This window comes from Flagellimonas algicola (genome assembly GCF_005937185.1).
Lineage (GTDB): Bacteria > Bacteroidota > Bacteroidia > Flavobacteriales > Flavobacteriaceae > Flagellimonas > Flagellimonas algicola.
The window spans coordinates 41,717-68,235 of the sequence record NZ_VCNI01000001.1 but is presented as its reverse complement, the minus strand read 5'-3'; the positions used below and the strand labels follow the sequence as shown (position 1 = coordinate 68,235).

Sequence of the window (26,519 nt, the reverse complement as noted above, 5' to 3'; positions counted from 1 at the left end):
GAAAATTACAAAAAATTATTTTCCAACCAGATGCAGTTCCGTAAAATCCTTACTGACCTCAATACTATTGTTTCCATTCAGTTTAATGTCCTTGGGATCTACCTGTTCATTATCCAATTCCACAACTCCAATTTGAAAGGGGAGCCCGTGAAAAGTGAGTTTGATCCTCTCATAAGGAGTAATGAAATTTCCGTCTTTGAACTGTTGGATGATCAATTCGTTTTCCTTGCCTCGTAACCTAAATCGTCTTAGGCTGTATCTTCCTTTCTTATAGTCGTACCCGTCTTGTTGGTCCTCATATACCTCGGAAATTTCAATTCCTTCCTTGAAATACACATCAATGGCCAACTCCGTTATTTCCTTTTCCCCAACATATTGCTGCACTGGATACTTTGGAATCATGGAGCCTTCCTTGATAAACATTGGGATTTTCTGAATATCTGCGGCGACCCATTTTTCAACGCCGCCTTCCACAACTTCTTCAGTCCAATAATTATACCATTTCCCTCGGGGAACGTACATTCGCCTACCTTGGGCATTGGGTTCTTGAACCGGACAAACCAATATCTGTTCCCCAAAAAGAAACTCATCTGTCCTAAAATGGGTTTGGGTATCTTCCTGATCATAAAACACCAAAGATTGCAGCATGGGCATACCACTTTTGATGTACTTATAGAACATTGTATACAGATACGGCAAAAGTTGATAGCGTAACTCTATGTAATTTCTTGTAATGTCTGTAATCTCATCACCAAACGACCAAGGTTCCTGATCTCCGTGGTCTCCACTGGAGTGTACACGACAGAACGGATGGAACACAGCCAACTGTATCCATCGAGCAAAAAGTTCCCCATTAGGTTGCTCAGCGAAGCCTCCAATATCTGAGCCAACAAAGGAATATCCGCTCATACACATGCGTTGCATCTGTACATTGGCAATCCATAAATGCTCCCAGGTAGCTACGTTATCCCCAGTCCAAGTGGCACAATATCTCTGGGTTCCTGCATAGGCAGCCCTTGTTAATACAAATGGTCTCTTTGGAAACATAAACTTTTTGACCCCATTATAAGTAGCACGCACCATTTGCATTCCGTACACATTGTGGGCCTTCCGATGGCTACAAGGATGGCCGTCATAATCATGTCGAACGTCCAAATTGGCCGTTTTAGTAGGAACTTCCATAACAGCAGGTTCATTCATATCATTCCAAACCCCGTGAACCCCCAAATCAGCAATCATTTCTTTATAGAGTCCAGCCCACCAGTCCCTTACTTCTGGATCGGTGAAATCTGGAAATTTGCACTCCCCAGGCCAAACTTTGCCCTTAAAATGGGGGCCATCTGCCCTTCTACAGAAAAAGCCATTGTCCATAGCTTGTTGGTATACCCAATAATCCGGGTCAATCTTGATTCCTGGATCAATCATGGTAATGGTCTTAAAACCATCCTCTTCCAATTCCTCAATCATTTTTTTGGGGTTGGGAAAACGCTTATTGTCCCAAGTAAAGCAACGGAATCCCTCCATATAATCGATATCCAAATAAATGGCATCACAGGGAATCTTCATTTTTCGGAAGGTAGAAGCTATGTTTTTCACCTTTTTCTCTGGGAAATAACTCCATTTGGACTGATGAAATCCTAGCGCCCATAGCGGTGGAAGTTCCGGTACCCCGGTTAAATCCGTGTAGGCCTCTACCACCTGGCTCATTTTGGGTCCGTAGAAGAAATAGTAGTTCATCTCTCCCCCATCGGCCCAAAAACTGGTTACATTCCGCTTTTCATGGGCAAAATCAAAATAAGTGCTGAAGGAATTATCAAAGAATATACCGTAAGCAATACTTTCTTTTAGTCCCACATAAAAGGGAATGGACTTGTACAAAGGCTCTTGATCTTTTCCATAGGCATAGGAATCCGTGACCCAATTGTTTACCCGTTTTCCTTTTAAATTGGTATGTGAAGCCTTGTCGCCCATTCCGTAGTAACTTTCCCCAGAATGGCTCACCTTGCCCATTTTAACAATGTTTCCCCCGTAATCATAATTCTCCTCCCAATGGAATCCAAGCTCATCCTCCAAAATCACGGTTCCTTCCAAATCCTCAATTTGAATCTTTAAATCCGCCTTGCGGACATAAACCTTCACTTTGGAAGTGGTAATCACATACTCCGGAATTTCCTCTTTTACCTCTAATTCATTGTATCCCAAATTCACATCGTCACTAAGGGCGTATGAAAAGTCGGGTTCAAAAACATGTTCCGTGGCAAATCTGAAACGAATGGCACTATCCCGTAAAATGGTCAACTCTAGGATAACCCCATTGTGGGTGGTGAAAAAAAGCTTATCGTTCTCCTGCTTAAAATCAACTATATGGTTGGGAAATTGATTTCCCCTTTTTTCTATTTCGGTGTTGGTAATCATCAATGTTGGGTTATGTAACCCACAAAAGAAAGACTTTAGGGCGAGAAATTAAAAAGATGTTTTGAACACCGGTGAACTACAACGTTTGCGTCTCGTATCTATTTGTAAATAAGCACTCCAAGAGGTGGTAATGTAATAGTTACCGATTGTTTACGCCCATTCCATTCCTTGGCGGTGGGTTTTAGCGTTTTCTTGGCCACTCCACTACCAGAATATTTGGTGTCGTCGCTGTTAAAAATAAGCTTCAGCTGGCTAGTTTTAGGAACCCCAACCCGGTAATTTTCCCGAGGAACAGGCGTAAAATTACAAGCTATGATTAGGTCATCCTTGGGTTCTTTGCCCTTTCTGATATAGGTCAATACGGTGTTTTCCTGGTCGTTGTGCTCTATCCATTCAAAACCATCCGGACTGAACTGCTTTTCGTACAGTGCTGGATTGTTTCTGTACAATTTGTTCAAGTCTTTGATAACTTCTTGAATTCCCGAATGGTAATCATATTGGGTCAAGTGCCAATCCAAGCTTTCTTGGAAATTCCATTCCGAAGATTGTCCAAACTCCGCTCCCATAAACAAGAGATTGCCACCTGGGTGTGTGAACATATAACCATATAATAGTCTCAAATTGGCAAAGCGTTGCCATTCATCGCCCGGCATGCGGTAGAGCAGTGAATTTTTCCCGTATACTACCTCATCATGGGAAAAAGGCAGCATAAAATTCTCTGTAAAGGCATAGGTCATGCTAAAAGTGATCTTATTTAGATCATAGGATCGATGGATGGGTTCCTTTTTGAAAAATTCCAGAGTGTCGTGCATCCATCCCATCATCCATTTCATTCCGAAGCCCAAACCGCCTAAATCTACTGGTTTGGAAACCCCGTTAAAGGCGGTGGATTCTTCCGCAATGGTCTGAATCCCTTTAAAACTAGCGTAGATTTCGGTATTCATTTCACGCAGAAATGACATAGCCTCAAGATTTTCATTGTTCCCATACATATTGGGTTCCCATTCCCCATCTTCCCTGGAATAATCCAAGTACAGCATAGAGGCCACGGCATCCACCCGAAGTCCATCCACATGAAATTGATCTAGCCAAAACACAGCATTACTAATCAAAAATGCCCGAACCTCATTTCTCCCATAATTAAAAATCAAACTCTTCCAATCTGGATGATATCCTCGTCTTCTGTCTGGATGTTCGTAAAGGTGCGACCCGTCAAAAAATCCAAGTCCATGGGCATCTTCAGGAAAATGGGAAGGTACCCAGTCCAAAATCACCCCGATGCCTTTCTCGTGGAACTTGTCCACCAGTATTTTGAATTCTTCAGGAGTACCAAATCTAGAAGTTGGTGCAAAGTATCCTGTTAGTTGATATCCCCAACTGGGATCAAACGGATATTCCATCACCGGCATAAACTCCACATGGGTAAAACCCATATCACTGACATAGTTGACCAGCTCATCTGCCATTTCGGTGTAGGTCAAAAACTCCCAACCATTCTTTTTCTTCCAGGAACCCAGATGCACCTCATAAACCGAGTATGGTTTATCCAGGGCATTGTGTTGTTCCCGGGTTTCCATCCAAGCTTTGTCTTTCCAGGTGTAGGGAGCCTCCCATACCACAGAAGCAGTATTTGGAGGTTGTTCGCAATAGCGGGCAAATGGATCTGCCTTCTCCGTCCAAATATCGTTATTATGGGAATGGATCTTATATTTATACTTATCGCCCTTCTTTACATCAGGAATAAATCCCTCCCAAATACCGCTTGCATCCCATCGCACATTTAGTTGGTGCTCCTTTCCATCCCAAAAATTAAAATCCCCAATCACGGAGACCGATTGGGCCGTGGGCGCCCAAACCGCAAAATAGGTGCCTGTCGCTCCATCCTTTTCCGTAAGGTGGGAACCCAACTTATCATAAAGTCTGAAATGTTTTCCCGATTTAAAAAGATTGATGTCAAACTCAGTAAAAAAACTATGGGCAACTACTTTGGACATAGGTGGTGGTTTAGCAATTACAATATTACACATCTTTGGCAAAGTATCCGATTTTAAGGCCTTCACATCACAAAATAGCCTAGATTTTAAAAAATGGAATGCTTTTTGATTTTCATCCCCCAAGAAGATAAATGAACACAAATCTAAAATCAAAAATCATGACAAAATTCAATACAATACTTGGAGTATTTCTTATCCTACTAATATCCGCCTGTGAAGGCCCGGCAGGCCCTCCCGGATTTGACGGACTTGATGGAAGAGATGGTCTTGACGGGCTTGACGGTCAAGATGGAATCCAAGGTCAAGTTGTTGAAGTTGACGGGGTTAACTTCAACTATGATGTAGCCGGAAACATATACAGTATAATAATCACTTTTAGTGATGTTACGGATTTCGAGGTCTTTGAATCGGATGCTGTTTTAATATACAGGTTTGATGGAACCATTGATCTGGACGATGATAGTACCGCAGATGCCTGGAGCCAAATCCCTCAGAGCTTTTTCCTTCCAGAAGGAACCATTCAATATGTTGCGGCCCACACTTTTGTGGATGTAGAACTTTTTATTGACGGAAATTTTGACCTTTCCGCCTTGGATACCAGTTTTACCGATAATCAATCCTTTAGGATTGTTTTTGTGCCCAGCGTATTTGCCAATTCCTCTAAAATGGATACTTCCAAACTCTCCAATGTGATGTCTGCATTGGGAATCCAGGAAGATGGGGTGAAGAAAATAGATCTACAATAGTCTTTCAAAAATGCTAACTTAAGGTCCCGTTGATTGCAGCGGGACTTTTTTATTTTAGGATTGAAAGGATTTTAACAAATACACGTCTACCTATAAAAAGAAATGGGAAAAAAGTTGTTTTTAGCGATGTTTTTGGTTCTTGTAGGATGCAAGGGCGTATCCCAGGAAGAGCCAAAAACCAAGGAAAAAGAAAAAGTTTATAAGGTCACCAAGACCGATGAAGAATGGCGTGCGGAGTTAACGGAAATGGAATATTACGTGCTCCGCAAAGCCGCTACCGAAAGTCCATTTACCAGCGAGTTGTTGGAAAATAAGGAAAAGGGAACCTACATTTGTGCCGGATGCGCTACTCCTTTATTCCGAAGTGAACACAAATACAGGTCAGGAACCGGATGGCCAAGTTTTGATCGGGAAATTGAAGGCAATGTCGACTATGATGTGGATTACAAAATAGGATATAAGCGCACTGAGGAGCATTGTGCAACCTGCGGTGGACATTTAGGGCATGTATTTGATGATGGCCCAAGAAGAACAACTGGCAAGAGACATTGTATCAACGGGGTGGCGCTTAATTTCATTCCAGATTCCAAGTAATTCCATATTTTAAATCCTGTGGAATTCGCTCAAAAGTAAAGCGGTTTCCTATTTATGTCCTTTAGGACAAACACCCTCTTTGTACATTATTAATTGATAATTGTAAATTGTCATATGGAAAACAAATTCACTTTAAATAAGTCGGAGGAAGAGTGGAAAAAAGAACTCTACCCGGAAGAGTATTATGTACTTCGCCAAAAAGGCACCGAAAGACCATTTACCGGGAAATACAATTTACATTTTGAAAATGGGGATTATCACTGCAAAGCGTGCAACACCAAATTGTTTGAGAGTGAGAACAAGTTTGAAAGCGGTTGTGGTTGGCCCTCCTTTGACCAAGCGGTAGAAGGCGCCATCGAGTACATCCGGGATACTACACATGGAATGATCAGAACAGAAACGGTCTGTGCCAACTGCGGAAGCCATTTAGGACATGTCTTCAACGACGGACCCCAGGAAACCACAGGACAACGTTATTGCATCAACTCGGTGAGTATTGGCTTTAATCCTGAAGAAGAAAAATGAATTTCCAAGAAAACTATTTAAAAAGTGTCCGCTCCGAATTTCTTCGGTACAAATCCCTTGGGGAAAAAACTTTTGACCAATTATCAGAGGAGGAAATACATTGGAAATACGCAGATTCTGACAATTCCATCGCCATCATTGTAAAGCATATTGTTGGAAATATGCTGAGTCGCTGGACCAACTTCCTTACTGAAGACGGAGAGAAAACATGGCGGAACCGTGATACTGAATTTGAGGGGCCATACACCTCCAAATCCGAGATGCTGGATGCCTGGGAAAAAGGATGGGACTGTCTCTTTGCCGCATTGGATGGTATTGACAACACGAACTTTAATTCCAAGGTCAAAATCCGGAATGAGGATCACTCCATAATCGAAGCCATAAATCGTCAATTGGCCCATTATCCAAGTCATGTGGGTCAAATATTATTCTTGGGGAAAATGATAAAACAGCAGGATTGGGTATCCCTATCCATTCCTAAAGGGCAATCCGAAGCATTCAATAAAAAAATGTTCGGGTAGACGTCCCGTTACCATTTCACATTTATAACAATTCTGCAAAACCAAAGCTTGGTATTTGGCACCCGAATTGCGTATTTTTGCACCTGCCTTTCAAAAGGCGGGTTTCTAATTTTTATTCAACTAAAATCAAAATCTGATGAGCAACTTCGATGTAATTGTTTTGGGTAGTGGTCCTGGCGGATATGTAACGGCGATACGAGCGTCGCAACTAGGATTCAAAACAGCCATTGTGGAAAAGGAAAGTTTAGGGGGTGTATGTCTTAATTGGGGCTGTATCCCAACCAAAGCCTTGTTGAAGTCCGCCCAGGTTTTTGAGTACCTAAAACATGCTGAAGACTACGGATTGAATGCCAAAAAGGTAGAGCACGACTTTGGAGCCGTGGTAGGAAGAAGTAGAGGTGTTGCCGAGAGCATGAGCAAAGGTGTTCAGTTTTTGATGAAAAAAAATAAAATTGAGGTACTCAATGGTTTTGGAAAGGTTCAACCTGGAAAAAAGGTTTTAGTTAAAGGAGAGCATGGAGATACCGCCGAGTATACAGCAGATCATATCATTATAGCTACCGGAGCCCGAAGTAGGGAATTACCAAGTTTGCCCCAAGATGGTAAAAAAGTAATCGGTTACCGAGAAGCTATGTCCTTGGAGACCCAACCCAAGAAGATGATTGTGGTGGGAAGTGGCGCCATTGGGGTGGAGTTTGCCTATTTCTATAACTCCATGGGAACCGAGGTAACCATTGTGGAATATCTTCCCAATATTGTTCCTGTTGAAGATCAGGATGTGTCCAAGCAGTTGGAACGTACGTTTAAGAAAAATGGAATCAAAATAAAGACCTCTGCGGAAGTAACCCAAGTAGACACTTCTGGTGATGGAGTAAAAGCTACCGTGAAAACAGCCAAAGGGGAAGAAGTTCTGGAAGCGGATGTTGTGTTGTCCGCTGTTGGAATTAAAACCAACATTGAAAACATAGGTTTGGAAGATGTGGGAATCGCCGTGGATCGAGATAAAATTTTGGTCAATGACTACTACCAAACCAATATTCCTGGATACTATGCCATTGGGGATGTTACCCCTGGACAGGCATTGGCCCACGTGGCCTCAGCGGAAGGTATCCTATGTGTGGAAAAAATAGCTGGAATGCATGTGGAAGCCTTGGATTACGGCAACATTCCAGGATGTACCTACTGTATACCAGAAGTTGCATCTGTGGGTATGACCGAGCAGCAAGCCAAAGAACAAGGATACGACCTTAAGATTGGAAAATTTCCTTTCTCCGCCAGTGGAAAGGCCAAAGCGTCGGGAACTCCAGATGGCTTTGTAAAGGTGATTTTTGATGCGAAATACGGTGAGTGGCTGGGTTGTCATATGATCGGAGTTGGGGTTACCGATATGATTGCGGAAGCTGTTGTGGCCCGTAAATTGGAAACCACGGGCCATGAGGTACTAAAAGCCGTACACCCGCACCCAACTATGAGCGAGGCTGTTATGGAAGCTGTTGCAGATGCTTATGACGAAGTAATTCATCTTTAATTATGTTAAAGGCTTTTCGGGTAACGGCAATTCTAGAAGGAATATCCTATCTCCTCTTGTTTAGTATTACCATGCCATTGAAGCATTGGGCACAAATATTAGAACCCAATTTGGTTGTGGGTTATGCCCATGGCGGATTGTTTATCCTGTATGTATTGTTGGCCGTGGTCCTCAGTTGGGAACGCAAATGGGGCTTTAAACGGTTTATGATTTTGTTTATAGCCTCCCTACTCCCCTTTGGGACGTTTTATGCGGATAAAAAATACCTGAAAGTAGCGGATTTATCCATCTCGGGATAACCTCTGGTTTGTTGGGTTCCGGCTAACAGGGGTGTACTTGTTTATAGGAAACTTTGTACGGCCAGGTCATAACTTTGAAGCCCGAATCCCAAAATCACACCTTTGGCGCCTGAGGATATATAGGAGACATGTCTAAAATCTTCCCTTTTGTGCGTATTGGAAATATGAACTTCAACTACAGGGGCAGAAACCGCTTTAACAGCATCACCGATACCAACGGAAGTATGCGTGTATGAAGCAGCATTTAACACAATTCCATCATAGGTAAATCCAACTTCCTGAATCTTGTCAATTAGCTCCCCTTCAATATTGGATTGATAATAGTCCAATTCCAAATCTGGAAAATTACTTTGCAATTGACTAAAATACGCTTCAAAAGTAATGCTCCCGTAAACTTCGGGCTCTCTTTTTCCCAAAAGGTTCAGGTTGGGGCCGTTGATGATCATTAGTTTCATGGTAGTAAAAGTACAATATCTGTTAAAAAGAAAAAGCAGGCGATCGCCTGCTTTTGTTCAATTTGGTTCTATATCCTACTTGATGGCAAACTGAAGCCCAAAACCAAAGGCAGCTGCCTCTGTATCTCCAGTTTCACTAAGCGCAATAGCCGGTCGCCAATCAAAATTGACCACAAAGGGCACTCCATTGGGTTTAAAATCAAGCCCTAAATGCGGTCGTAGTGAAAAAATATTATCAAAATCATCTACCAAGATGATACTTGGTCCTACACCTCCATACCACCTAAGTCCCCTGGCTCCAACAATTTGCTTATGGTAGGAATACAGGAAGGTCAATATGGTTCCGCCATCTTCAAACCCAACATCGGCTTGCCCCACATGATGGTCTGAAAAGAAATATTTTCCAGTTGCCCCAAAAAAAGTGGCTTCGTCATAAGCATCTACGCCTAGACCCAAAGCAGCCCTGTAACTGGTCTGTGCACTGCCTATGGATGTGAATAAAATGGTTAAGGTGAAAACAATACATACTTTTTTCATTTTTAGTGTATTTACGGTTATTATTTATGGTTTTACAGCTCCTGGATGCTCCAAAAGCCGGATTTGAGGTTGTCAAATCTTAAATACCATAAACCGTTTTCACCTTAGGCTGAAGATTCCTGTATTAGAACAAGAACAAAATTCCAACGGTAGCAATGGCAAAAGTTCCGTCGTTCTGTATTGCGGTATATGAGACATTCAACTCGGTGTTACCTGTAATATTGTAACCAACAACAGGTCTATAAAATAGTCCACCTTCATTGCCGTCATTAATGCCTACTGCGTAACCTAGGTCTCCTCCAAACTTGAAATGATAGGTTGGGTAAATCCTTACAGAACCAGCAACAGGGAGAAATTGAATATCCTCAAACTCTGTTTGGTTGGGCAAGGTATCACCAAAGGCATTTATAAAACTTGCAGCTATCCCAGCATCTACGAGTTCTGAAACTCCCCAGTGATAGTTAAAATCCAATCCAAGGCTGAAACTGGATATATTCTCAGCATCACCTACCGGGATACCTCCGCTAAATCCAGCTTTAATATTGCTCCTATCTTGGGCATTCACAGTAAACATTACAGTAAAAAGTGCAATTGCAATAAGGTATGTTCTTCTCATAATTGTTAAAACTTTGTGAATAGCTAGAACGTACCCTTAACAAATCTAGTATGGAAATTTCCAATTTTCCATTACTCTGCATTCAAAATACTACAGCCAGAACTTAAAGCTAAACTACAGCCATTGACCATTTTTTCTTGCTGAGAATTGATCAATGCCCCTTTTGAATTGACCAATGGGGTAAGTGGTCTAATATGAATTGTGTTTATCTTTAAAACATGAACTGGAAACAAGGCTTGCAGGATTACCAACATTATATGAAAATTGAACGTGGCTTATCCGACAACAGCATCTTTGCCTATACCCAGGACTTACAAAAGCTGGTAGATTATCTGAATCAGTATGAAATTAGATACTCTCCGGTGGAAATTGGCCAAGAGACCATTCAGCAGTTTATTTATGAACTCGCCAAAATCATCAATCCTCGTTCCCAGGCTAGGATTATATCAGGCTTAAAAGGCTTTTTCACCTATCTTATTTTTGAAGACTACCGAACCGATAACCCAATGGATTTAATAGAATCACCCAAAATCGGTCGGAAATTACCGGATACCCTCTCCTCCACTGAAATTGACCAGTTAATTGGGAATATAGACCTGGGCAAATCTGAGGGTGAACGCAATCGCGCCATGTTGGAAACGCTGTATGGTTGTGGACTTCGCGTTTCGGAGTTAATAAATCTAAAATTGTCCGATCTATATTTTGAGGAAGATTTTATAAAAGTAACAGGAAAAGGCGAGAAGCAACGTTTTGTACCCATTGGTCAAGTTGCCAAAAAATATGTCAATCTCTATAGAAACGAAGTCAGAAACCACTTGAAAATCCAGAATGGGCATGAGGATTACCTCTTCCTCAATCGAAGGGGCAAACAACTGACTCGCGCCATGATTTTTACCATCATTAAACGTTTGGCGGAAAAAATGGGACTACAAAAGAACATCAGTCCACACACTTTTCGTCACTCCTTTGCAACACATTTATTAGAGGGTGGAGCTGACCTTCGAGCTATTCAGCAAATGCTGGGCCACGAAAGCATTACTACCACAGAGGTCTATATGCATGTAAACCGGAAACACTTGCACGAAGTACTTTTAGGACATCATCCTAGAAATAAAGTGATGGATGAAACTAGCCAAACTCAGGTTGGAGGGGAATCCTGATATCTTTTTTTGAATGGTCTGATAATCAAACGGGCTTCACGATCAAAACGAACGTAGTTGTACACCCAATTTATAAAAACCACTACCCTATTCCGGAAGCCTATAAGAAAAAACAGGTGTACAAACATCCAGACGAACCAAGCAAATACCCCTTGGAACTTAAATCGCCTTAAATCGGCAACCGCCTTGTTTCTGCCCACCGTGGCCATGCTGCCCTTATCTTTATACGTAAAAGGTTGCATTGGCTTGTTTTCCAGCATTCGAACCAAATTTACCCCAAGATTTTGTCCTTGCTGTATGGCGGGTTGTGCCATCATGGGGTGTCCATTGGGAAAAGCTTCGGTTTCCATATGGGCAACATCGCCAATGGCAAATATTTCATTGTGCCCCTGTATCTGATTAAATTCGTTCACAATTAGTCGATTGCCCCGTGAAAGAAATTCCTGGGCATCCAAACCCTTAATGCTCACCGCTTTTACCCCGGCCGCCCAAACCAATGTTGCAGCCTCAAAGGTGGTATCTGTGTTCGTGCTTATGTGTTTTCCATCATAGTCCGTGACTCTAATGTTTTTCCAAACATTGACGCCCAATTTTTCAAGAAATTTTTCCGCCTTTTGCGAGGCAATTTCACTCATGGCCGGCAAAATTCGATTACCGCCTTGTACCAAATTGATTTGCGCACGACGTGTATCCAAATCCGGATAATCCTTGGGCAAAATTCCTTTTTTGATTTCAGCCAATGCACCTGCTAACTCCACCCCTGTTGGACCCCCTCCCACAATGACGAAATTCATTAGTGCATCCCTTTCGTGAAGGTCATCTGTGAGCAAGGCCTGTTCAAAATTCTCAAGGATCAAGCTTCTTAAATTCAAAGACTGCGGAATGGTCTTCATGGCCATAGCTTTTTCCTCAATGTTCTTGTTCCCGAAAAAATTGGTTTCGGAACCCGTGGCTACCACCAAATAGTCGTAATGGATGGGACCAATATTGGTATGAACCCTTCTATTTACGGTGTCAACTTGAACCACCTCTGCCAAGCGGAAATAGAAATTGGGATAACCCTGCAGTACTTTCCGAATTGGATAAGCAATGGAATCTGGCTCCAGTCCTCCAGTAGAGACTTGATATAGAAGCGGCTGGAAATTGTGGTAATTATGCTTATCCAATAGCACTACTTGAACCTCTTTTTTAGCTAGCTTTTTGGCTAAGGCTATACCGCCAAAACCACCCCCTATGACGATTATCCTTGGGAGATTGGATTGTGGAATATTCATGCTGGACATAGCCGCAAATTTACATAATACCCTATGTCTAAAATCATGTTTGGAAAGGTTTTTTGCTATCTTTAAATCTTGACTAACGAAACAACTATCCTAATGAAAAAATCAATCCTGTTTGGTATTATGGGCATCTTGTGCATACATACCGTACTATCCCAAAAAAATAAAGAATCCGTAGTTAAATCCTTAGATTCCAAATCCAAAAAATATGGGGAAATTGCCCAAGAAATATGGCAATTGGCTGAAATGGGCTATTTGGAACATAAAAGTTCGGCCTTGTTACAAAAGACATTGGAGGATGAAGGCTTTTCCATTACCAAAGGCGTAGCGGGAATTCCTACTGCCTTTATTGCCGAATATGGTTCCGGATATCCGGTAATCGCCATTTTGGGGGAATATGATGCGCTACCCGGTCTGTCGCAACAGGCTGTTGCAGAAAAAAAATCGGCCAACGCTGCCGCGGGCCATGCTTGTGGACACCATTTGTTTGGTACTGCGTCTACCGCAGCGGCTATTGAAGCCAAAAATTGGCTGAAAAAATCCAAAAAACAGGGAACCATTCGCTTTTATGGATGTCCAGCGGAAGAAGGGGGTTCAGGCAAGGTATATATGGTGCGGGATGGGCTTTTTAATGATGTGGATGTAGCCCTTCATTGGCACCCAGGGTCTCAAAATGCAGCGAGCGCGGGAGCAGCATCGGCCAACAAATCAGCTAAATTCAGATTTTATGGCACCTCGGCCCATGCAGCAGGGGCTCCGGAAAGAGGACGCTCTGCCTTGGATGGTGTTGAAGCCATGAATATTATGGTCAACATGATGCGGGAACATATTCCGCAGGAAGCCCGCATCCACTACGTGATCACTGATGGCGGCAAGGCTCCCAATGTAGTACCCAATTTTGCTGAAGTCTATTATTATGCCCGGCATAACAGTCGTGATGTGGTCATTGACATCTTTGACCGAATCGTGAAGGCTGCCGAAGGCGCAGCATTGGGAACTGGAACTACAATGGATTACGAAATGATTGGGGGAACCCATGAACTGTTGCCCAATCTGACGCTTCAAAAGTTAATGCACGAAAATCTTTCCAAGATTGGAGGTATCAATTACACGGATGAAGAAAAATTATTTGCAGAGCAAATCTCCAAAAGTCTTGGGTTTGATCAATTGGATGAGGCTCGAGCACTCAACGTTCAAGCCTATAAAGAAGAGGCTCGCGCATACGGATCCACTGACGTTGGTGATGTAAGTTTTGCTGTGCCCACAGTGGGTATGAGTGCTGCAACTTGGGTTCCAGGAACCCCTGCACATAGCTGGCAGGCGGTAGCCGCGGGTGGAACCTCCATAGGAAATAAAGGAATGATGGTCGCCGCCAAAACCCTGTCGCTTACAGCCATAGATCTTTTGGAAAACCCTGATACGGTTACCAAAGCGAAAGCTGAATTGGAAGAACGAAGAGGAAAGGATTTTAAATATATTCCCCTTTTGGGAGACCGCCCCCCTGCCTTGGATTATCGGAAATAAACAATTCGAAAAAAAGATCGTAACAAAAGTGGTCTAACACCTACCAATTAGTCAAACAACCAACCTGAGTGAACAAAGAACTGGAACATCGTTTTGTGACGGAGCTTGAGAACAATCAAAATATTGTTCATAAAGTATGCAGTCTCTACACCAATGATAGGGATTCCCATAACGATCTCTTCCAGGAGATTACCATACAATTGTGGAAGGCCTATCCCAAGTTTCGGGGAGATGCCAAGTTCAGTACTTGGATGTACCGTGTGGCTTTGAATACCGCCATCACTTTGTATCGGAAATCTAAAAAGAAAGTGCAAACACAGGACTACGATTCCGTAATTTTTAAGGTCAAGGCCGACGAATATGACGATACCCAGGAGCAGCAGCTCAAATTAATGTACAAGGCAGTTAAACAGTTGGGAGATATTGACAAGGCCCTGGTATTTCTTTATTTAGAAGACAAGGACTACGCTGAGATTTCTGAAACACTGGGAATTACCGAAGTCAATGCAAGGGTTAAAATGAACCGGGTCAAAAATAAGCTAAGAACCATATTAAATCCCTAACCTATGATGGATGAATTGGAACTCTTAAAAAAAGACTGGCAGAAAAAGGACGAACATCTTCCTAAACTGTCCTACGATGAAATACATACCATGATCTGGAAGAAATCCTCTTCCATTGTCAAATGGATATTTTATATCAGCATCATTGAATTTATAATTCCCCACCTGCTCTATCTCATCCCGTCCATGCGAAACAGCTCTTTGGACATTGTTGAAAATTTGGGCCTGGGCAAGGTATTTTTGGTAGTAAGCATAATCCAATACTTGGTTGTGTTTTATTTCATTTACCAGTTTTATAAAAGGTACCGTGAGATTTCGGTTTTGGATAGTGCCAAAAAACTGACTTCCAAAATACTTCGAACCCGAAAAACCGTAAAGCACTATGTGTTCTTTTCGCTATCCATGGTGCTTGTGGGCTTTGCCATTTGGGTGGTTGGTATTTATTTCAGTGATAATGTAATTGAATCATTGAATCTCCAAGGTAATTTTGACGGTATGTCTGCGGAAAAGGTGAAATTCACCATCATGGCGGTGTTTGCCGTATGTGGAGTTCTTATTACAGCACTTTTCGGAGGGATATATTTTTTGTTATATGGTCTATTGACCAGAAAACTTAGAAAAAACTTCAGGGAGCTACAGAAACTAGAGCTTTAGTCACCTCGGTAACTGTATCTCCGCTTTTGGTGGTCGGCCTCATAAGCGGCCAACTCCTCTTTAGAAATCACCTTTAAAAAAGATGGATGCTGCTCAATGGCATATTCCAATTTTTCCAAAATAGAATCAATGGATTCATTGTCGTAGTCGATTTCCAATGGGGCTTTGATTTGCATGGACTGCAAAATGCCCTTTTTCTTTACCCGCAATCCTTTTTTATCGAAAGATCTGCGAAACCCATCAATAACAACGGGAACCACAACAGGCTTGTATCTTTTGATGATATGCGCCGTTCCTTTTCTTAAAGGTTTCCAAGGTGTAGTGGTACCTTGTGGAAAGGTGATTACCCAACCATCATCCAGCGCACGGGCAATATTGCTGATATCACTGAACTTTACATGCCGGTTTACATCCTGCCCATCCGCTCGCCATGTACGCTCAATACTGATGGATCCTGCATAGGCCAATATTTTGGTGAGCAGGCTTTTTTTCATGGTTTCCTTAGCCGCCACGTAATAAATGTTCAATTTCGGATTCCAGAGATAACCCAAATTTTTGATGGAATCATCCCTCCCTTTTAAACTGGCATTGAATACATGGAACATAGCTACCACATCCGCAAAATAGGTTTGATGATTGCTAACAAACAACACATTGGTTTCAGGTAAATCCCTAATGACTTGGGAGCCCTCAATTTCCAAGGTATTGAACCCTTTGTATCGTTGATGGGTCATCATTCCAGCAACACGGATCAACCAACGTTTTAAGAATAATATGTGACCAAAAGGATTTTCTTTGAATAGACCCATGCGCTTGCTGTTGGGGGCTAATTTACAAAATAGCCGTTAAAGCACTTCCTCCAGAAGATGCTGAATCTCGCTAAGCATCATGGCTGTGGCGCCCCAAACGGTATAACCATTTAATTTATAAGCGGGTACATTGATACTTTTGGCATATGAAGTGCTCAAGGTTTCTTCGATACGATTTTTCTTGTCCATAAAATCGTACAGATTTACCTCGACTAGGGCCTCAACTTCACTCTGCTGGACCACAAATGGACTTGGTTTGGCACAAAAACCCATGAACGGTCTCACCATAAAATTGCTCGGCGGAATATATAGCTCACTCAACTCCTTGACTACCTCCACAGATTCTGGCGGTACGCCTACTTCCTCATAGGTCTCCCGGAGGGCGGTTTCCTTCAAATTGCCGTCTCCGTCCTCCACCTTGCCACCAGGGAATCCAATCTGGTTGGAATGAACCCCTTGATAGGCTTTTCGAAGTATGAGCAGCATTTTGGTATGTTGTTTGATATCAGGATAAAACAAAGCCATTACAGCGGCCTGCTTGGGATTCCTTTTTTTGATGTCATTGGATTTGAGCCACTGTACTCGCATCAAGGGAGACATTTTATGATGTGATTCCTCTCCGGGAAGTGGCAGATTCTTTATTTTTAAAGCTTGATGATAAAATTCGTTAAAATCCATGTTGATCAAACCCTCAAAGTTCATTGCAATTATACCACTATTTTTTCTCGTCGCTTGTGGTGATACTCCAAAAAAGGAAGCACCAAAGACTGAAGAAAATAGGGTGGAAACGGATTCTGTTCCAGAACAGCCCATCGCTGAAACTGTTGAGGAAAAAGAAGAAGAAATTTTTTTGCTCAATGAGGAAAACGCCATTGATTTCTTTTTCAACTACGCCAATGAGCTTAAGGAAGATAAGGTGCGATTGACCACCAGTATGGGTAGTTTTACCATTCAACTTTACGATAATGTGCCCTACCACAAAGCCAATTTTATCTACCTGAGCAAGAAAGGCTATTTTGACAACACCCAGTTTCATAGGGTGGTCAAGGATTTTATTATTCAGGGTGGCAATTCTGATGATACGAAGACTGCCAAGAAAAGAAGATTGATTGGCAGATATTTACTTCCCCCAGACACGCGCAAAGGGCATAAACATCATCGTGGAACCATTTCAATGCCTAGTAGTGAACGACACAATCCGCACAAGTTGGCATCTCCCTATGAGTTTTTTATTGTGGTCACCAAACCAGGTTCCTACCATTTGGATGGCTCGTATACACCATTCGGGAAGGTTATAGAAGGAATGGACGTAGTGGACGCCATTAACAATGTTCCTGTGGGCGATGGCGATTGGCCTTGGCAAAATGTCTATATACTAAAGGCCGAAGTACTATAATTCCTTGGGCTTCTTGTAAATATTAGGAAGACTTATTCCAAAACGGACGGCCAATAGTCGTAAGCTGATTACCACCACTATGGCCGCTATATAAGCATAGCTTTCCTTAATGGGAAATTGGGTGAACAAGAAGTAGCTGGCTCCGCCCAAAATACAGGCCGTGGCGTAAATTTCCTTCCTAAAGATTACAGGAATCTCGTTGCACAGCATATCCCTAATTACCCCTCCAAAACTAGCAGTCATGGTTCCCAAGGCAACGCACATTATTGGGGAAAGTTCAGCTTGTAGTCCCTTCTCCACCCCAATCATTGTAAAAAGTCCAATCCCTATAGTATCAAACAAAAACAGGGAGCGTCGCAAGTATTTGAGTTGGTTCGCGAACAGTATCCCAACCACCACACTTATGAATATGGTGCTTACATAGGTTAGATCACGCATCCAGACCACGGGAGTATTTCCTATGAGCAAATCGCGAAGTGTACCACCACCAATGGCAGTTACAAAGGCAATGATCAATACCCCAAACAAATCCAATTTCTTGTCCATGGCCACCAAAACTCCTGAAATGGCAAAGGCCACCGTACCCAAAATATCTATGGTTTGATAAAACACGATTACATTTTTTGAGTGTAGTAATTGTAATCCTTGATAACCTCATCCACAAATTGGATGGGATGCAAGGTGGTCTGAATCCCAGTTACTTCCTTAATCTTTTTATCCAAGGAAACAATAACATTATGATCCCCGTTAAGCTTGGATTTATCGTACAGTTCTTTAATGGTCTGTATCTCGGAATCCTTAAAAACGGTGACTTGCGGAAATTGGGGTTTGTAATCCTTTGGCAACTCACGCAATAAGGTATCCTTTAGGGAAACTTTCTTTTTTTCGCTAATCACCGTAGTTCCTGCAGCAATATCTCCCAGTCGCTGCCCCTTGCCTCGAATCAAAATTGTTAACACCGCGCCTCCACCAGACGTAAAGCCAACATCTATGATACGCAGAACCCAACGCACAAAATAGTTGGCAAAACTGGGTTTGGAACCATCCAGTTTTACCACGCGAAGGGACATCAATCCTTTGCCTATGGTTTTTCCATCAGAAAAGGTCTCGAAAAGCAAATAATACAAAAATGCCGGAATACTCATCACCAAATAGTAGGCCCACTGATCAAACAAATCCATATCCAAGGACGCCAAAAGAATAAAGACCAATATGGTGTAAACCCCAATAACAAAACTATCAATAATATAGGCCAGCATGCGCTCCCCAAGGTTGGAAGTATTTTGGGTGATACTTATATTTTGGGCCGTTTCTATTTGAAATTGATCCATATTTTAGTTTCTTTACTTACAAACCAAATTTAATGCGAGAGGCTGCTTTTGTTAAGCAAAATAAGGACAAATGGATTGCTTTTGAAAATGTCTTGAACAATAAAGATCAGTTGACTCCAGATAAGTTATCCGACCTCTACATTGAAATCACAGATCACCTTAGCTACGCTAAAACTTTTTATCCCAAGAGCAATACCGAGTTGTACCTCAACGCTCTGGCCTCACAGGCACATCAGAAAATATATAAGACCAAACGGGAATCCAAGAACCGTATTGTGGGCTTTTGGAAAACAGAATTTCCATCCATGTTTTACCAGCATCATAGGGAACTGCTGATTTCTTTCTTGGTTTTTGTTTTTTTCTCCTTGGTTGGGGCCTTTTCATCGGCCAATGAAGGGGACTTTGTCCGCTCCATTTTGGGAGACGGCTATGTGAACATGACCTTGGAAAATATTGAGAAGGGCGATCCCATGGCGGTGTACAAAGAACAAGGAGAGTTCAATATGTTTTTGGGCATTACCATAAATAACATAAAAGTTGCGGTCTACGCCTTTGCCTTGGGAATTTTTCTGGGTATTGGCACCTTGATTATCATGTTACAAAACGGAATCATGTTGGGCAGCTTTCAGTACTTCTTTTATGAGAAAGGGCTATTATGGGAATCAGTGCGTACCATTTGGATTCATGGCACCATAGAGATTTCCGTAATTATTATAGCAGGATGCGCAGGTTTGGTCATGGGTAACGGGATGCTGTTTCCAGGCACGTATACCCGTATGGAATCCTTTAAACGCGGAGTGAAAAATGGACTGAAAATTATGATCAGCACCGTTCCATTCTTTATAATTGCGGGATTTTTGGAGGGCTATGTAACCCGTCATACCGAAATGCCGGACTGGTTGGCCATTTTAATCATTTCAAGTTCTTTATTCCTTATTGTATTTTACTATATCATATATCCTAACCAATTCAAACGAAAAGCAAAGCATGCAACAGTACATTGAATTTAAAAAACAACGTGAACTGGGGGAAATCTTATCGGACACCTTCGGTTTTATCCGAAGCCAATTCAAACCTTTTTTTAGCACAATCTTAAAGATTGTTGGTCCCTATCTATTGGTAATGTTGATCTCCCTGGGATTCTACTATTACTTTATTGGTGACATGTTCTCCTTTAGTGTGCAGACATCCAACGATTTTTTCAATCCCATCATGATGGTGTTGGTATTTTTTATCTTTTTTCTGGCCATTATTGCGGCCTATGTAATGGCTCAAGCCACTGTGCTGTTTTATATCAAGTCCTATGCAAACAACAAAGGAGTCATCAACTTTGATGAAATCAAGAAAAACGTATACGCCCATTTCTGGAATTTTATTGGCCTAGGGCTACTGGTGAGCATATCCATCATGATAGGGTTAGTTTTTTGTATCATCCCTGGCATTTACCTCTATCCTATTCTAGCGCTGTCCTTTAGTGTGATGGTCTTTAACCAGAAAGGGGTAAGCGAAGCTTACGGATACAGTTTTACCTTGATCAAGGACAACTGGTGGATTACCTTTATCACCTTTTTTGTTATCGGAATAATCGTGGGAATCGCTAGTTATGCCTTTAGCATTCCTGCCTATATTTATATGATGGTAAAAATGGGTACTATGGCTGGGGAAACAGATCCAGTTGCAATAACCGGTGGTATTTTTGATCCTATTTACATTTTGTTGAATTTACTATCCGTTTCCGTGCAATTCTTGTTGAATATCATCACTTTGGTTGCAGGGGTACTTATTTACTTTAACCTCAACGAAAAGAAGAATTTTACGGGAACCTATGAGCGTATAGATAATTTGGGAAAATCGTCAGAGGGATAAATGCAGAAGTGGTTAATTTTTGTTGTGTTTTGGTCGATTTGCTATCCAATATTTGCGCAAAACGATACCCTGGTAAAACATGACGATGCCAATATTATTCCACTCGAAATTTCCGAAGAGCGTCTAAAACCTTTTTTGGAGGACGAAGCCTTCAACTATGAAATTGTCAAGACTGATAGCAGTTCGTGGGACAGTTTCAAAGATTGGATGTATAACATCCTGCTTCAGATTTTTGAATGGCTTTTTGGTGTAGAGGCAGCGGTGGGTGCTGTGGCTTCCTTCCTTCAGATACTTCCCTATATTTTGCTTGGGATCCTATTGTTTTTGATTATCGGATTTTTTGTCAAGGCAAATACCCGTTCTTTAATACATACCCAGAAAAACCCAAATATTGTTTCCCTTTCCGAGGAGGAAAGGATTATCAAAACAGAGGACATACAACAATTGATACGAGACGCTCTTTCCAACAATAATTATCGCCTGGCCATTCGCTATTATTACCTTTTTATCTTGAAACTACTTACCGAAAGGGAGCTGATTGAATGGCAGTTGCAAAAAACCAACGATGACTATATTGAAGAGCTTTCCAATAGCCAGTTGAAGATCCCTTTTAGCAGGGCCACCTTGCTATACGACTATATTTGGTACGGAGAGTTCAACATAGATCAAGACCGATATACCAAGGCCGAACAAGTGTTTATCACCTTAAAAAATGCCATTGCCACAGATGTTTAAGAAGGGAAGGGCATATATTATCATCAGTGTTATCACCGTAGGGCTTCTGCTACTTTTGGAGTATAACAAACCCAAAAAGGTGAATTGGTTTCCGTCCTATGTTACCCATCATAAAATACCTTATGGGACTTATGTGCTCAATGAACTTATGGAGGATTTTTATCCCGAGCGCTTACAGCAAGTGACCAGACCACCATTTGAATTCTTACAAAACAGGGAAGATCTTGAGGGCACCTACTTTTTTGTAAATGAGTCTGTCTATTTTGGAGAATCCGAACTAAACGCATTGTTGGACTGGGTGGATCAAGGAAATACTTTGTTTGTAGCCTCCAAAGGATTTGATGAGGCACTTTTAGACACTTTGCACCTAGCAGAGGAATACCTCTATAGCACCGAAGACCTAGAACCAGAGTTTCACCATAAATTGGTAAACCCCAAACTTGCTTCCAAAGAAATATCCTTTAGCAAGAACTACAATGCACAAACTTTTAGCAAAATAGACACCTTAAATACTGTGGTGTTGGGGGAGGTTCGGAAAAATGCAGACAGCGTCCAAAGCACTTCCAAGGGAATCAATGCCATCAAACAGCCTTTTGGCCAAGGTACCATCGTACTATCCTCCTTTCCTGAGGCATTTACCAATTATTTTATCCTAAAGGAGGAACATAGAAATTATACCGCAGGGCTGCTTTCCTATTTGCCAGCAAGTGGAGCAATTTTGATGGACAATCATTACAAATCCGGGAAGTCTTTTTATACCTCACCCATGTACCTGTTCCTGAATACCAAGGAATTCAAATGGGCCTATTATTTAGTCCTTATCGGGGCATTGGTTTATGTCATTTTTGAAGGAAAGAGAAAACAGCGGGCCATCCCCGTGGTTACTCCTTTAAAAAATCAAACCTTGGCATTTACCCGAACCATTGCCGATATGTACTTTGAAAATGGAGAGCAAAAACAAATAACGGCACACAAAATTGCTTACTTTTTGGATTATATCCGCATGCGATTGCATATTTCGACGCAAACTATGGACGAAGCATTTCTCAATCGATTAGCCATACGCAGCAATAACGACCCAACGGATGTTCAAAAATTATTTAAGCTGATAGCAAAACTGCAGGGCAAAACCCAAATATCCAATACCGAACTTGAAGAACTGAACAAAAAAATAGAAGCATTTAAAGCAAAAGTTGATGGAAAATAACGATTTGAATTTTGACAGCCGCGTTCCATTGGAGGAACTAAAAAATACGGTTACACAAATTAAGGAAGAACTCTCCCAAGTCATCGTGGGCCAACGAAATTTTATGGATCTCCTTATTGTATCCCTGTTGGTAGATGGGCATGCCTTAATTGAAGGGGTACCCGGAATTGCGAAGACCATCACCGCTAAATTGTTTGCAAAAACCTTAAAGACGGGTTTTAGCAGGATACAATTCACCCCAGATTTAATGCCGAGTGATATCTTGGGAACTTCGGTATTCAACATCCAAAATTCAGAGTTTGAATTTAAAAAGGGGCCTATCTTCTCCAATATTATCCTAATTGATGAAATCAATAGAGCTCCGGCCAAAACCCAGGCAGCCCTTTTTGAAACCATGGAGGAACGGCAGGCCACAGTTGACGGCACTACCTATAAAATGGCCGAACCCTTTATAGTATTGGCCACACAAAACCCTATAGAACAAGAGGGAACCTACGCGCTGCCAGAAGCCCAATTAGACCGTTTTTTGTTCAAAATCAAAATTGATTACCCTTCTGTTGAAGAAGAGGTTCAAATCATCCAAGGGCATCATGAACGCAAGGGAGAAAAGCCCCAGGATAAGGTAAAAGCGGTATTGACATCAAAAAAATTGGCCGAGTTTAAAAAGAACATCCATGATGTGATTGTTGAGGAAAAAATCATCAACTACATTGCCAGCATCATTACCAATACTAGAAACCATCCACATCTTTATTTGGGAGCCTCCCCCAGAGCCTCAATAGCTACTTTGGCGGCATCCAAGGCTTTTGCAGCCATATCCGGTAGGGATTTTGTGATTCCGGAGGACGTTAAAAAAGTGCTTGTTCCAGTGCTAAACCATAGGGTCATCCTTACTCCTGAGAGGGAAATGGAAGGAATGAGCACTGAAAATGTAATCCATATGATTATGGAATCCGTTGAAATTCCCAGATAGCCATGCGTATTCTCAGGTCGTTTTACATTCATAACCGATTCTTTTGGTATATCGCAATTTTGGCGGCCTGCTTTGTTATTTCCTATTGGGTACCCAGTATTTACCCCATTGCCTGGATGTTGGTCTTTGGCCTATTGGCTTTATTCTTATTGGATTGTTATTTGTTGTTTGCTACAGGCGATGCCATCAGGGCACAAAGAGAACTGCCCCAAAAACTTTCCAACAGTGATGAAAATCTGCTGGCCGTTCAGCTAACCTCCAAATATCCGTTCAGGACGGGTATTGTGGTCATTGATGAACTCCCTGTCCAGTTCCAAAAACGGGATTTTGCCTACGAAACATTTCTGAACAAAAATGAAAACCACACCTTTGATTACACGGTGCGACCCGTGGAACGCGGGGAATATGTTTTTGGAAACCTAAATGTGTATGCTTCTTCGCCTCTGCAAATGGTAAAGAGGCGCTTTGTGTTCCAAAAAGATCAGATGGTTCCAGTATATCCTTCCATTATTCAAATGCAGCAGTATGACTTTTTGGCCATTAATAATCGATTGTCTGAAATTGGATTGAAAAAAATTAGGAGAATTGGACATACCCAGGAATTTGAACAGATCAAGGAGTACATCAAAGGTGATGATATCAGGACCATAAACTGGAAGGCTACGGCCAAAAAAAACCAGTTGATGGTTAACCAATATCAGGATGAAAAGTCCCAACCCATTTACTCCATTATCGACACGGGCAGAGTGATGAAAATGCCCTTTGAAGGTCTTAAACTATTGGATTATGCCATTAATTCCACCCTGGCTTTTTCAAATGTGGCCCTAAAGCGGAATGATAAAACAGGGATGCTTACATTTTCCAAAAACATAGAAACTTTTGTTCCTGCAGTGCAAAAAATATCGCACCTAAACACCATTCTGGAAAAACTCTATAACATTACCACCGACTTTACAGATTCTGATTTTGGATTGCTTTATGCGCATATCAAAAGAAAGGTTAATCAACGGAGTTTGTTGCTGCTTTACACAAACTTTGAACATATATCGGCTTTAAAAAGACAACTACCTTTCCTCTTGGCCATTGCGAAAAAACATGTGCTTGTGGTCGTCTTTTTTGAAAACACTGAGTTGGAGACCCTAATTTCCACAGATGCTGAAGATCTACAGACCATTTATCATAAGACCATTGCGGAGAAGTTCTCATTGGAAAAAAGATTGATGCAAAAAGCACTGCAGCAGTATGGTATCCAGACCATATTGACCAAACCTGAAAGTTTGACCATTAACACGATTAACAAATATTTGGAGATAAAAGCTCGGGGGTTACTCTAGATAGGGTTCGCCTGGCGCATTAAATCCCAGCGCATTAATGGTTGGCAGCTGTAAATCCGAAGCAACCGGTAGGTAAATACTGGTGTTCACCCTAAAATCTTCGGGATTAAAATTTTGGGTGGTCAAACTTCCCATGGGTCGTCTTTTATTTCGCTTTTTTGAGAACAGTTCTATGGACACCCCAACGGTTACACCTCCCAAAACCGTTGCCAATAAATCCTCGTTATCCCAGCCGTTATCTTGTTGACCGGAATCTATGGCTTCTTTCGCCACACCTACCAAGGCACTACCAGCAACAGCACCTACAAATGTCCATACCCGATTTCCATCTGACGCATGTTTAGCAATACCTGCGCCAGCCAGGCCAAAAAGCCCGCCACCTACAAAATGAAGTACTTTGTCACGCTCCAATTGTGCATGCATTTGCGATGCAAAAAGGAGTACGACTAATGTGGGGATTAGTGTTCTCATTACCCGATAAAAGTAGGGAAAATTATCCATTTGGTGGGTCTAAAGCCCCTTGACATCTTGGATGGCAGCCTTGTATTCACCCATCAAATTCTGGACGATTGCTTTAGCAGGTAAAATCTCGTGGATTAGTCCGGATACCTGCCCAATCTCCAATTCACCTTCTTCCATATCCCCTTCAAACATGCCCTTTTTGGCCCTTGCGCGACCCAGGAGTTGTTTCAATTCTTCAGCATTAGCTCCATTGGCGTAAGCTTGTTGTACATCTTGGTAAAACTTATTTTTTAACAAGCGTACCGGAGCCAATTCTTTTAAGGTAAGTTGGGTATCCCCTTCTTTCGCATTTACAATATAATCCTTGAACATGGCATGGGCAGATCCTTCATGACTGGCCGCAAAACGGCTTCCTATTTGAACTCCGTCTGCTCCCAAGACCATAGCTGCCAACATGGCCCTTCCTGTAGCAATACCTCCTGCAGCAATTAATGGGATGTCCGCTTTTTCCTTAACTGACGGAATAAGCACCATAGTGGTGGTCTCATCCCTTCCATTATGTCCCCCAGCTTCAAAGCCTTCGGCCACAATGGCGTCCACACCAGCTTCTTGTGCTTTTAAGGCAAACTTCACACTGCTGACCACATGTACAACAGTAATTCCATGTCCTTTCAAAAAAGTGGTCCAGGTCTTTGGATTTCCAGCCGAGGTAAAAACAATCTTGACCCCAGATTGAACAATGATATCCATAATTTCCTCAATGTTGGGGTAAAGCATAGGAACGTTTACACCAAAGGGTTTGTCCGTAGCCTGTTGGCATTTATCAATATGTTCCTTGAGTACTTCTGGGTACATGCTTCCGGCCCCCAATAGTCCTAATCCACCGGCATTGGAAACTGCAGATGCCAGTCGCCAACCACTGGTCCAAATCATACCTCCTTGAACAATGGGGAACTTAATACCAAAAAGTTGGGTAATGCTGCTGGGATTCATAA

General features: G+C 42.0%; 29 protein-coding genes. 17 read left to right on the top strand and 12 right to left on the bottom strand.

Translation table 11 applies throughout. The features are described 5' to 3' along the window. Nucleotides 1-15 precede the first annotated feature (15 nt). Nucleotides 16-2,415, bottom strand: a complete 2,400-nt coding sequence (locus FGG15_RS00325; RefSeq protein ID WP_138832037.1) for a glycoside hydrolase family 31 protein — start codon at nt 2,413-2,415, stop codon at nt 16-18. Between the two features lie 98 nt (nt 2,416-2,513). Continuing rightward, entirely contained in the window at nt 2,514-4,409 is a 1,896-nt protein-coding gene (gene glgB / locus FGG15_RS00320; RefSeq protein WP_138832034.1) for a 1,4-alpha-glucan branching protein GlgB, read from the bottom strand. A gap of 158 nt (nt 4,410-4,567) precedes the next feature. Between glgB and FGG15_RS00315 the strand changes: the two genes are divergently transcribed. From FGG15_RS00315 to FGG15_RS00290, 6 genes are all read left to right on the top strand, one after another. Beyond that, nucleotides 4,568-5,155, top strand: a complete 588-nt coding sequence (locus FGG15_RS00315; protein ID WP_138832032.1) for a collagen-like protein — start codon at nt 4,568-4,570, stop codon at nt 5,153-5,155. 102 nt (nt 5,156-5,257) lie between these two features. Beyond that, complete coding sequence (msrB, locus tag FGG15_RS00310; RefSeq protein WP_138832030.1) at nt 5,258-5,749, top strand: peptide-methionine (R)-S-oxide reductase MsrB; 492 nt, start codon at nt 5,258-5,260, stop codon at nt 5,747-5,749. 114 nt (nt 5,750-5,863) lie between these two features. Next, the gene (gene msrB, locus FGG15_RS00305) at nt 5,864-6,274 is read left to right on the top strand and encodes a peptide-methionine (R)-S-oxide reductase MsrB (RefSeq protein ID WP_138832028.1); all 411 of its coding nucleotides are present in this window, start codon (nt 5,864-5,866) and stop codon (nt 6,272-6,274) included. Beyond that, on the top strand, nt 6,271-6,795 hold the full coding sequence (locus FGG15_RS00300; protein WP_138832026.1) for a DUF1572 family protein: 525 nt from the start codon (nt 6,271-6,273) through the stop codon (nt 6,793-6,795). The genes msrB (FGG15_RS00305) and FGG15_RS00300 overlap by 4 nt, the downstream gene beginning before the upstream one ends. Before the next feature lie 136 nt (nt 6,796-6,931). Beyond that, a complete protein-coding gene (lpdA, locus tag FGG15_RS00295; RefSeq protein ID WP_138832024.1) occupies nt 6,932-8,323 on the top strand; it encodes a dihydrolipoyl dehydrogenase in 1,392 nt (463 codons plus the stop codon). Between the two features lie 2 nt (nt 8,324-8,325). Next, complete coding sequence (locus FGG15_RS00290; RefSeq protein WP_138832022.1) at nt 8,326-8,622, top strand: DUF3817 domain-containing protein; 297 nt, start codon at nt 8,326-8,328, stop codon at nt 8,620-8,622. 41 nt (nt 8,623-8,663) lie between these two features. Here the strand turns inward: FGG15_RS00290 and aroQ are convergent, their stop codons facing one another. The 3 genes from aroQ to FGG15_RS00275 form a co-directional block, all read right to left on the bottom strand. Continuing rightward, nucleotides 8,664-9,077: a type II 3-dehydroquinate dehydratase gene (gene aroQ, locus FGG15_RS00285; protein WP_138832020.1), complete on the bottom strand. Its 414-nt coding sequence runs from the start codon at nt 9,075-9,077 to the stop codon at nt 8,664-8,666. A gap of 75 nt (nt 9,078-9,152) precedes the next feature. Beyond that, nucleotides 9,153-9,614 (bottom strand): hypothetical protein, encoded by a 462-nt coding sequence (locus FGG15_RS00280; RefSeq protein WP_138832017.1) that lies wholly within the window; start codon nt 9,612-9,614, stop codon nt 9,153-9,155. A gap of 124 nt (nt 9,615-9,738) precedes the next feature. Beyond that, entirely contained in the window at nt 9,739-10,230 is a 492-nt protein-coding gene (locus FGG15_RS00275) for a hypothetical protein (protein ID WP_138832015.1), read from the bottom strand. Between the two features lie 218 nt (nt 10,231-10,448). Between FGG15_RS00275 and xerD the strand changes: the two genes are divergently transcribed. After that, nucleotides 10,449-11,390, top strand: a complete 942-nt coding sequence (gene xerD, locus FGG15_RS00270) for a site-specific tyrosine recombinase XerD (RefSeq protein WP_138832013.1) — start codon at nt 10,449-10,451, stop codon at nt 11,388-11,390. On the opposite strand, the gene FGG15_RS00265 is transcribed toward xerD, so the two are convergent. Continuing rightward, nucleotides 11,369-12,664: an NAD(P)/FAD-dependent oxidoreductase gene (locus FGG15_RS00265; RefSeq protein ID WP_138835324.1), complete on the bottom strand. Its 1,296-nt coding sequence runs from the start codon at nt 12,662-12,664 to the stop codon at nt 11,369-11,371. The genes xerD and FGG15_RS00265 overlap by 22 nt on opposite strands. 102 nt (nt 12,665-12,766) lie before the next feature. Between FGG15_RS00265 and FGG15_RS00260 the strand changes: the two genes are divergently transcribed. From FGG15_RS00260 to FGG15_RS00250, 3 genes are all read left to right on the top strand, one after another. Further along, nucleotides 12,767-14,194, top strand: a complete 1,428-nt coding sequence (locus FGG15_RS00260; RefSeq protein ID WP_138832011.1) for an amidohydrolase — start codon at nt 12,767-12,769, stop codon at nt 14,192-14,194. Nucleotides 14,195-14,262: 68 nt separating this feature from the next. Next, a complete protein-coding gene (locus FGG15_RS00255) occupies nt 14,263-14,757 on the top strand; it encodes an RNA polymerase sigma factor (RefSeq protein ID WP_138832009.1) in 495 nt (164 codons plus the stop codon). Nucleotides 14,758-14,763: 6 nt separating this feature from the next. Next, a complete protein-coding gene (locus tag FGG15_RS00250; RefSeq protein ID WP_470295075.1) occupies nt 14,764-15,411 on the top strand; it encodes a hypothetical protein in 648 nt (215 codons plus the stop codon). Here the strand turns inward: FGG15_RS00250 and FGG15_RS00245 are convergent. Continuing rightward, a complete protein-coding gene (locus FGG15_RS00245; RefSeq protein WP_138832004.1) occupies nt 15,408-16,220 on the bottom strand; it encodes a lysophospholipid acyltransferase family protein in 813 nt (270 codons plus the stop codon). The genes FGG15_RS00250 and FGG15_RS00245 overlap by 4 nt on opposite strands. A gap of 36 nt (nt 16,221-16,256) precedes the next feature. Then, a complete protein-coding gene (locus FGG15_RS00240) occupies nt 16,257-16,898 on the bottom strand; it encodes an NUDIX hydrolase (RefSeq protein ID WP_138835322.1) in 642 nt (213 codons plus the stop codon). Between FGG15_RS00240 and FGG15_RS00235 the strand changes: the two genes are divergently transcribed. Next, nucleotides 16,897-17,616 carry a peptidylprolyl isomerase gene (locus FGG15_RS00235; RefSeq protein ID WP_138832002.1) on the top strand — a complete coding sequence of 240 codons (720 nt, stop codon included), beginning with the start codon at nt 16,897-16,899 and terminating at the stop codon, nt 17,614-17,616. The genes FGG15_RS00240 and FGG15_RS00235 overlap by 2 nt on opposite strands. Here the strand turns inward: FGG15_RS00235 and FGG15_RS00230 are convergent. Both FGG15_RS00230 and FGG15_RS00225 read right to left on the bottom strand, forming a co-directional pair. Further along, the gene (locus FGG15_RS00230; RefSeq protein WP_138832000.1) at nt 17,611-18,228 is read right to left on the bottom strand and encodes a trimeric intracellular cation channel family protein; all 618 of its coding nucleotides are present in this window, start codon (nt 18,226-18,228) and stop codon (nt 17,611-17,613) included. The genes FGG15_RS00235 and FGG15_RS00230 overlap by 6 nt on opposite strands. A 2-nt stretch (nt 18,229-18,230) precedes the next feature. Beyond that, a complete protein-coding gene (locus FGG15_RS00225; protein ID WP_138831998.1) occupies nt 18,231-18,947 on the bottom strand; it encodes an RDD family protein in 717 nt (238 codons plus the stop codon). Nucleotides 18,948-18,979: 32 nt separating this feature from the next. Here FGG15_RS00225 and FGG15_RS00220 point away from each other — a divergent pair, with 32 nt between their 5' ends. From FGG15_RS00220 to FGG15_RS00195, 6 genes are read left to right on the top strand one after another with little or no spacing between them, the layout of a single operon-like run. Then, nucleotides 18,980-19,951, top strand: a complete 972-nt coding sequence (locus tag FGG15_RS00220) for a stage II sporulation protein M (protein WP_138831996.1) — start codon at nt 18,980-18,982, stop codon at nt 19,949-19,951. Then, complete coding sequence (locus tag FGG15_RS00215; RefSeq protein ID WP_138831994.1) at nt 19,935-20,813, top strand: hypothetical protein; 879 nt, start codon at nt 19,935-19,937, stop codon at nt 20,811-20,813. Before FGG15_RS00220 ends, FGG15_RS00215 begins: the two co-directional genes overlap by 17 nt. Beyond that, nucleotides 20,814-21,548, top strand: a complete 735-nt coding sequence (locus FGG15_RS00210) for a DUF4129 domain-containing protein (protein ID WP_138831992.1) — start codon at nt 20,814-20,816, stop codon at nt 21,546-21,548. Continuing rightward, a complete protein-coding gene (locus FGG15_RS00205) occupies nt 21,541-22,755 on the top strand; it encodes a DUF4350 domain-containing protein (RefSeq protein ID WP_138831990.1) in 1,215 nt (404 codons plus the stop codon). Before FGG15_RS00210 ends, FGG15_RS00205 begins: the two co-directional genes overlap by 8 nt. Continuing rightward, nucleotides 22,745-23,728 (top strand): AAA family ATPase, encoded by a 984-nt coding sequence (locus FGG15_RS00200; protein WP_138831988.1) that lies wholly within the window; start codon nt 22,745-22,747, stop codon nt 23,726-23,728. The genes FGG15_RS00205 and FGG15_RS00200 overlap by 11 nt, the downstream gene beginning before the upstream one ends. A gap of 2 nt (nt 23,729-23,730) precedes the next feature. Further along, nucleotides 23,731-25,062: a DUF58 domain-containing protein gene (locus FGG15_RS00195; protein WP_138831985.1), complete on the top strand. Its 1,332-nt coding sequence runs from the start codon at nt 23,731-23,733 to the stop codon at nt 25,060-25,062. On the opposite strand, the gene FGG15_RS00190 is transcribed toward FGG15_RS00195, so the two are convergent. Together FGG15_RS00190 and FGG15_RS00185 are read right to left on the bottom strand one after the other, a co-directional pair. Then, on the bottom strand, nt 25,054-25,533 hold the full coding sequence (locus tag FGG15_RS00190; RefSeq protein ID WP_202619515.1) for a YfiM family lipoprotein: 480 nt from the start codon (nt 25,531-25,533) through the stop codon (nt 25,054-25,056). The two genes, FGG15_RS00195 and FGG15_RS00190, sit on opposite strands and share 9 nt — an antisense overlap. Before the next feature lie 39 nt (nt 25,534-25,572). Beyond that, nucleotides 25,573-26,517 (bottom strand): NAD(P)H-dependent flavin oxidoreductase, encoded by a 945-nt coding sequence (locus tag FGG15_RS00185; protein WP_138831983.1) that lies wholly within the window; start codon nt 26,515-26,517, stop codon nt 25,573-25,575. Nucleotides 26,518-26,519 lie beyond the last annotated feature (2 nt).

Coding starts and splice junctions, on each gene's coding strand:
- FGG15_RS00325 (WP_138832037.1), bottom strand. CDS start 2,415: ATGATTACCAACACCGAAATAGAAAAAAGGGGAAATCAATTTCCCAAC.
- glgB (WP_138832034.1), bottom strand. CDS start 4,409: ATGTCCAAAGTAGTTGCCCATAGTTTTTTTACTGAGTTTGACATCAAT.
- FGG15_RS00315 (WP_138832032.1), top strand. CDS start 4,568: ATGACAAAATTCAATACAATACTTGGAGTATTTCTTATCCTACTAATA.
- msrB (WP_138832030.1), top strand. CDS start 5,258: ATGGGAAAAAAGTTGTTTTTAGCGATGTTTTTGGTTCTTGTAGGATGC.
- msrB (WP_138832028.1), top strand. CDS start 5,864: ATGGAAAACAAATTCACTTTAAATAAGTCGGAGGAAGAGTGGAAAAAA.
- FGG15_RS00300 (WP_138832026.1), top strand. CDS start 6,271: ATGAATTTCCAAGAAAACTATTTAAAAAGTGTCCGCTCCGAATTTCTT.
- lpdA (WP_138832024.1), top strand. CDS start 6,932: ATGAGCAACTTCGATGTAATTGTTTTGGGTAGTGGTCCTGGCGGATAT.
- FGG15_RS00290 (WP_138832022.1), top strand. CDS start 8,326: ATGTTAAAGGCTTTTCGGGTAACGGCAATTCTAGAAGGAATATCCTAT.
- aroQ (WP_138832020.1), bottom strand. CDS start 9,077: ATGAAACTAATGATCATCAACGGCCCCAACCTGAACCTTTTGGGAAAA.
- FGG15_RS00280 (WP_138832017.1), bottom strand. CDS start 9,614: ATGAAAAAAGTATGTATTGTTTTCACCTTAACCATTTTATTCACATCC.
- FGG15_RS00275 (WP_138832015.1), bottom strand. CDS start 10,230: ATGAGAAGAACATACCTTATTGCAATTGCACTTTTTACTGTAATGTTT.
- xerD (WP_138832013.1), top strand. CDS start 10,449: ATGAACTGGAAACAAGGCTTGCAGGATTACCAACATTATATGAAAATT.
- FGG15_RS00265 (WP_138835324.1), bottom strand. CDS start 12,664: ATGAATATTCCACAATCCAATCTCCCAAGGATAATCGTCATAGGGGGT.
- FGG15_RS00260 (WP_138832011.1), top strand. CDS start 12,767: ATGAAAAAATCAATCCTGTTTGGTATTATGGGCATCTTGTGCATACAT.
- FGG15_RS00250 (WP_470295075.1), top strand. CDS start 14,764: ATGGATGAATTGGAACTCTTAAAAAAAGACTGGCAGAAAAAGGACGAA.
- FGG15_RS00245 (WP_138832004.1), bottom strand. CDS start 16,220: ATGGGTCTATTCAAAGAAAATCCTTTTGGTCACATATTATTCTTAAAA.
- FGG15_RS00235 (WP_138832002.1), top strand. CDS start 16,897: ATGTTGATCAAACCCTCAAAGTTCATTGCAATTATACCACTATTTTTT.
- FGG15_RS00240 (WP_138835322.1), bottom strand. CDS start 16,898: ATGGATTTTAACGAATTTTATCATCAAGCTTTAAAAATAAAGAATCTG.
- FGG15_RS00225 (WP_138831998.1), bottom strand. CDS start 18,947: ATGGATCAATTTCAAATAGAAACGGCCCAAAATATAAGTATCACCCAA.
- FGG15_RS00220 (WP_138831996.1), top strand. CDS start 18,980: ATGCGAGAGGCTGCTTTTGTTAAGCAAAATAAGGACAAATGGATTGCT.
- FGG15_RS00215 (WP_138831994.1), top strand. CDS start 19,935: ATGCAACAGTACATTGAATTTAAAAAACAACGTGAACTGGGGGAAATC.
- FGG15_RS00210 (WP_138831992.1), top strand. CDS start 20,814: ATGCAGAAGTGGTTAATTTTTGTTGTGTTTTGGTCGATTTGCTATCCA.
- FGG15_RS00205 (WP_138831990.1), top strand. CDS start 21,541: ATGTTTAAGAAGGGAAGGGCATATATTATCATCAGTGTTATCACCGTA.
- FGG15_RS00200 (WP_138831988.1), top strand. CDS start 22,745: ATGGAAAATAACGATTTGAATTTTGACAGCCGCGTTCCATTGGAGGAA.
- FGG15_RS00195 (WP_138831985.1), top strand. CDS start 23,731: ATGCGTATTCTCAGGTCGTTTTACATTCATAACCGATTCTTTTGGTAT.
- FGG15_RS00190 (WP_202619515.1), bottom strand. CDS start 25,533: ATGAGAACACTAATCCCCACATTAGTCGTACTCCTTTTTGCATCGCAA.
- FGG15_RS00185 (WP_138831983.1), bottom strand. CDS start 26,517: ATGAATCCCAGCAGCATTACCCAACTTTTTGGTATTAAGTTCCCCATT.